The following is a 1,036-nucleotide window of genomic DNA, read 5'->3' on the forward strand; positions in this document are numbered from 1 at the left end:
AGTCTCGACGACGAGGCAAAGAACGCGCTGACCCAGACCATCGACCTGCAGTCCAAGCTGCTCGAGGCGGAACAGAAGCGGCGCGAACTCACCGCGCGCTTCACGAGCGAGCATCCCGCCGTCCAGACGCTGGACACCCAGGTCGCCGCATGGAAGAGCGCGCTCGCCACCGTCGATGCGCGCATCCGCAAGATGCCGGAGCTGCAGCAGAACACCGTTCGCATGCAGCGCGACATCAAGGTCAACACCGACCTGTACGTATCGCTTCTCAACAGCTCGCTGCAGATGCGGCTGGCCAAGGAAGGCAAGGTGGGCAACGTGCGCCTGCTGGACGACGCCATCGTTCCGGAAGAACCGGTGTGGCCCAAGCGGCCCCTGGTCATCGCGCTGGCTGTGATCCTGGGGCTGGCTGCCGGCATCGGCGCCGCGATTGCAAGGAACTCGTTCTTCGGCGGCATCCGCAATCCGGGAGAAATCGAAAGCCACACCGGGCTCAACGTCTACAGCAGCATTCCGCTGAGCGCCGCCCAACGCACGATCGAGAGGAACATCGAGAACAAGGTCGTCGGCAAGCACGTCCTGGCGCACCTGTTCCCCGAAGACCCCGCGGTGGAAAGCCTGCGCAGCCTTCGCACCGCGCTGCAGTTCGCCATGCTGGAAGCGACCAACAACCGCCTTCTCATCTCCGGCGCGACGCCTGGCGTGGGCAAGACCTTCATTTCGGTCAACTTCGCGGCGATCACCGCCGCAACCGCCAAGAAGGTTCTGTTGATCGATGCGGACTTGCGAAAAGGCCGCGTGAATCAATTTCTCTCGATCCAGCGGTCTTCCGGCCTGTCCGAATTGATCGCCGGCACGCTCGACCTCGAGAAAGCGATTCGCCCGTCGGCCCTGCCGAATCTGGACATCATTACCACGGGTGTGCTTCCGCCTAATCCGGCCGAGCTGCTGACGAGCGATTCCTTTGTCCAGGTACTGGAAAAGTTATCTCCGCTATACGACCTCGTCATCATCGATACGGCCCCGGTTCTCGTTG

Annotated in this window: 1 protein-coding gene; it reads left to right on the plus strand. The window is 62.5% G+C overall.

Going from position 1 to position 1,036, the window contains the following annotated elements:
* A partial coding sequence (locus ACSFA3_RS25970) for a polysaccharide biosynthesis tyrosine autokinase (RefSeq protein ID WP_435508181.1) occupies positions 1-1,036 on the plus strand: 1,036 nt, incomplete at both ends.

The organism is Variovorax glucosi (assembly GCF_051216695.1).
In the GTDB taxonomy this organism is placed as follows: Bacteria; Pseudomonadota; Gammaproteobacteria; order Burkholderiales; family Burkholderiaceae_C; genus Variovorax.